Here is a 5,136-nt window from a genome sequence, read left to right as displayed (position 1 = left end):
GTTCTATAATGTGCTTGTAAGTGATAAGAATAATAAATTTCAAATATATAATATGACAATTTTTAAATATGTCATTAGTGAAAGGTGGAAGAAATATGGATAACAGAAAATTTTCCGTAGTAATAGCAGGGGGAGGAAGTACATTTACGCCAGGAATTGTAATGATGCTTTTAGATAATGCAGATAGATTCCCACTACGTAAATTAAAATTATATGATAATGATAAGGAACGTCAAGATACAATAGGTGCTGCATTAGCAATTTTATTAAAAGAAAGCTACCCAGAAGTAGAGTTTTCATATACAACAGATCCAGAAGAAGCATTTACAGATGTAGATTTCTGTATGGCTCATATAAGAGTTGGTAAATATGAAATGAGAGAAAAGGATGAAAAAATCCCACTAAAACATGGAGTTGTAGGACAAGAAACTTGTGGACCAGGTGGAATTGCATATGGAATGCGTTCAATAGGTGGAATGTTAGAATTAATTGACATGATGGAAAAGTATTCTCCAAATTGTTGGATGTTAAACTACTCAAATCCAGCTGCAATAGTAGCAGAAGCATGCCGTGTATTAAAGCCTAATTCAAAAGTATTAAATATTTGTGATATGCCAGTTGGAACATTAAGACGTATGTCTCAAATAGTTGGATTAACACCAGCAGATTTAGAAGTTAACTACTTTGGATTAAATCACTTTGGATGGTGGACAAGTGTTAGAGATAAACAAGGAAATGATTTAATGCCACAGCTTAGAGCTTATGTTGCTGAAAATGGTTATTTAAATCAAGTTGAAGTAGATACTCAACATACTGAACCAAGCTGGCAAGAAACTCATAAGAAGGCTAAGGATTTAATTGCTTTAGATCCAAATTTCTTACCAAATACATACTTAAAATATTACCTATATCCAGATTACGTAGTAGAGCATTCTGATAAGGACTTTACTAGAGCTAATGAAGTAATGAATGGAAGAGAAAAGAATGTATTTGAAGCTGCTAGAAATATAGTTAAAGCTGGAACAGCAAAGGGGGGAGAATTCCATATAGATGCTCATGCATCATTTATAGTTGATTTAGCTAGAGCAATTGCATATAACACGCATGAAAGAATGTTATGTATAGTTGAAAATAGGGGAGCTATTGAAAACTTTGATCCAACAGCTATGGTAGAAGTTCCATGTATAGTTGGTAGCAACGGTCCTGAACCTTTAGTTCAAGGAAGTATTCCAAGATTTGAAAAAGGATTAATGGAACAACAAGTAGCTGTAGAGAAGTTAGTAGTTGAAGCATGGATAGAAGGAAGCTATCAAAAATTATGGCAAGCATTAACATTATCTAAGACAGTTCCAAGTGCAAAGGTTGCTAAGGAAGTTTTAGATGACTTAATTGAAGCAAACAAGGAATACTGGCCAGAATTAAAATAGTTTACAAATACTTTAAGTAATTACTTAAGATTAATATAAATAAAAATAACCTTAAGATAAGAGAGATAGCTCGGAGTGTTGTAACATATCCGAGCTATGACTTTAATTTTAAATAATATAAGGGGTGAATAAAATGATTAGCCAAGAAATAAGAAAAATTGCGCCAGAAATGGATCCGTTACGTAGGGGAATGGGATGGTCAGTTGATGATTTATCTAAACCTCAAATTATAATAGAAAGCACTTTTGGTGATAGCCATCCAGGAAGCGTTCATCTTTTGAAGTTTGCTAATAATGCAGTTCTAGGAGTTAATGAAAAAGGTGGAAAAGCTGCAAGATATTTTGCAACAGATATATGTGACGGTATGGCTCAAGGTCATGATGGTATTAACTATTCATTAGTTTCAAGAGATACTATTACATCTCTTATTGAAATACATGCAAATGCAACACCTTTTGATGGTGGAGTATTTATATCAAGTTGTGATAAGGCAGTACCATCACATTTAATGGCAATTGGAAGAATAAATATACCATCAATTATTGTTACTGGAGGAGTAATGGAAGCAGGTCCAAACCTTCTAACTTTAGAGCAAATAGGTGCCTATAGTGCAATGCAAAAACGTGGTGAAATTACTGAAGAAGAATTAACTTATTATAAGCATAATGCATGTCCGTCATGTGGATCTTGTTCATTTATGGGAACAGCAGCTACTATGCAAGTTATGGCTGAGGCTTTAGGGTTAATGTTGCCAGGAAGCGCATTAATGCCAGCAACTTGCAAGGATTTAGAAGAGGTTGCAATTGAAGCAGGAAAACAAATTATTGAGCTAGCTAAAATGAATTTAAAAGCTAGAGATATAGTAAGTAATAAGTCTTTTGAAAATGCTATAGTTATCCATGCTGCAATTTCAGGATCTAGTAATTCACTTTTACATATTCCAGCTATTGCTCATGAATTTGGAATAGATATAGACGAAGAAACCTTTGATAGAATACACAGATATGCACCATATTTATTAAATATAAGACCAGCAGGAAAATGGCCAGCTGAATATTTCTACTATGCAGGTGGTGTACCAGCAATTATGGAAGAGGTTAAGGAGTTACTTCATTTAGATGTAATGACTGTTACAGGTAAGACTTTAGGAGAAAATCTAGAGGACTTAAGGAAAAATGGTTTTTATGATAGATGTAATGAATATTTAAATAAGGTTGGATTAAAAAGAGAAGATGTTATAAGACCATTTAATAATCCAATTGGGAAAAATGGAGCTATAGCCATTTTAAAAGGTAATATTGCGCCAGAAGGAGCAGTAGTTAAACATTCTGCCGTACCAAAGGAGATGCATAAAGCAATATTAAAGGCAAGACCTTTTGATAGTGAAGAAGAAGCTATAGAAGCAGTACTTACTAAGAAAATAAAACCTGGAGATGCAGTATTTATAAGATATGAAGGTCCAAAGGGAAGTGGAATGCCAGAAATGTTCTATACAACAGAAGCTATTTCTTCAGATAAGGAATTATCAGCTAGTATAGCACTTATTACAGATGGAAGATTCTCAGGAGCTTCAAAGGGGCCGGCAATTGGACATGTATCACCAGAGGCAGCAGTTGGAGGTCCAATAGCACTAGTAGAGGAAAATGATTTAATTGAAATTGATATAGAGAAGAGAATACTTCAAATAGTTGGAGTTAATGGACAAAGATTAGAACTTAATGAGATAGATAATATTTTAGCTCAGCGTAAAAAGTTATGGAAGCCAAGAGGAAATAAATATAAGTCAGGAATTTTAAAAATATTTTCAGATAAAGCAGTTTCACCTATGAAGGGCGGATATATGGAATAAATTATAAGGAGAGAGTAATCATGAAAAGGATAAGAGTATTAAATGCATTAAAGAAATGCGGAGTAGTTGCAGTTGTTAGGGGAACAACTAAGGAAATTGGGGTTAAGATTTCAGAAAGCTGCATAAAAGGAAATGTTAAAGCTATAGAAGTTACTTATACTAATAAGTATGCAAATGAAATAATTAAAGATTTATCAGAAAAATATATAAAAAATGATGATGTCGTAATAGGAGCAGGAACAGTTTTAGATGCTGAAACTGCAAGAATGGCTATATTATCAGGAGCAGAATATATAGTTTCACCATCTTTTAATAAAGATACTGCTACACTTTGTAATAGATATAATGTAGCTTATATTCCAGGAGTAATGACTATAAATGAAATAGTTTCTGCTTATGAAAGTGGAGTAGATGTAGTTAAGCTTTTCCCAGGAAATGCTTTTGGACAAGGATATATCTCATCAGTTAAAGCACCGCTTCCACATGCTAATATTATGGTTACAGGTGGGGTTAATTTAAATAATATAGATGAGTGGATAAAAGCTGGAGCTGATGTTGTAGGAATTGGTGGAGAATTAAACAAGCTAGGTGAAGCTGGAAAGTTTGATGAAATAGAAGCTACTTGTAATGAATATGTTAAAAAGCTTGAAAGTGCAAGGGGGATTTAAAGTGAGAGTTGCAGCTTTCGGGGAAGTATTATTAAGGTTAGCTACTAATAAAGGACTTCGTATTTCAAACTCTAGGGAGTTAAACATTAATTATGGTGGAGCTGAAACTAATGTTTTAGCTGGTTTAGGCAACTTTGGTATTGAAACTAGACTTATTAGCAAGATATCTAATGATGGCTTTGGGGATGCTATTATTTCTTACTTAAAATCTAATTCAGTAGATACAAGTTTTATAAATCAAGGAGAAGGTAGAACTCCTATTTATTATTTAGAAGTTGGTAGTGGGAATAGAAACTCTAAAGTTATTTATGATAGAAAAAACTCTATATTTTCAGATATAAATGAAGAAGATATTGATATAGTAGAAGCCTTAAAAGGAGTAGATATACTTCATCTAACAGGAATTACTATGGCAATTTCAGATAAAACTAGGGTTTTAGCATATAAAATATTAAACTACTGCAAAGAAAATAATATCTTAGTAAGTTATGATTCAAATTATAGAGCTAGAATGTGGTCTTTAGAGGAAGCAAGCAAGGTTACTAAGGAGATACTTCCTTATGTAAATATTTATTCTGCAGGGATATTAGATGCTGAAAATATATTAGGTTTAAATAATAATAAAGAAGATAAAGCTGAAAAATTAAAAGATTATTATGATGAAATTACAAAAATATATCCAAATATAAAATATATCTTTTCATCTTTTAGAGGAATAAAGTCTGCATCTTCAAATACTTTACAATGCAATTTTTACACTAATAATAAATTACATCAATCAAAGATTTATGATATAGATGATATCGTAGATAGAGTAGGTGGAGGAGATGCTTTAACTACTGGAATACTATATGGAATATTATCAAATAAGGATCCAATGTATATATCTGAGTTTGCAGCAGCTAACTCTGTTTTAAAACATAGCATATATGGAGATGGAAACTTAGTAAAAGTAGATGAAGTTGAAAGCTTGATGAAAGATGGCGTAGGGAAAATAGGAAGATAGAAATGTGCTATTGCACAATGAAAAATTAATAATTAAAAATTAAGAATTAAGGATGTTTTGTAGGCAAAGTTAAGTTTTACAATGTGTAGCATTTTAAAATGAAAAAATTAAGAGAATGAAGGAATGAAAAAATGAAGGAAGAGGTTTTGCAATGCAAAACCTCTTTTGTTTTAAAGATTTACTTAT

The 5,136-nt window shown here is 32.2% G+C and carries 4 protein-coding genes; all 4 read left to right on the top strand.

What is annotated here, in order from left to right; translation table 11 throughout:
* Positions 1–95: 95 nt before the first annotated feature.
* The 4 genes from E6248_RS12815 (at position 96) to E6248_RS12800 (ending at position 4,950) form a co-directional block, all read left to right on the top strand.
* Positions 96–1,427, top strand: coding sequence for a 6-phospho-alpha-glucosidase (locus E6248_RS12815; protein WP_316341183.1), 1,332 nt, complete (start codon positions 96–98; stop codon positions 1,425–1,427).
* A 133-nt stretch (positions 1,428–1,560) separates the two neighbouring features.
* A complete protein-coding gene (gene ilvD, locus E6248_RS12810; protein ID WP_316341182.1) occupies positions 1,561–3,276 on the top strand; it encodes a dihydroxy-acid dehydratase in 1,716 nt (571 codons plus the stop codon).
* A gap of 20 nt (positions 3,277–3,296) precedes the next feature.
* Positions 3,297–3,944, top strand: coding sequence for a bifunctional 2-keto-4-hydroxyglutarate aldolase/2-keto-3-deoxy-6-phosphogluconate aldolase (locus E6248_RS12805; RefSeq protein WP_316341181.1), 648 nt, complete (start codon positions 3,297–3,299; stop codon positions 3,942–3,944).
* 1 nt (position 3,945) lies between these two features.
* Entirely contained in the window at positions 3,946–4,950 is a 1,005-nt protein-coding gene (locus E6248_RS12800) for a sugar kinase (RefSeq protein WP_316341180.1), read from the top strand.
* The last annotated feature ends 186 nt before the right edge of the window (positions 4,951–5,136 follow it).

It is taken from the genome of Clostridium sp. (assembly GCF_032552055.1).
GTDB lineage: Bacteria > Bacillota > Clostridia > Clostridiales > Clostridiaceae > Clostridium.
Note: the sequence above shows the minus strand (reverse complement) of the source record. Positions and strands in the feature narration are given on the sequence as shown.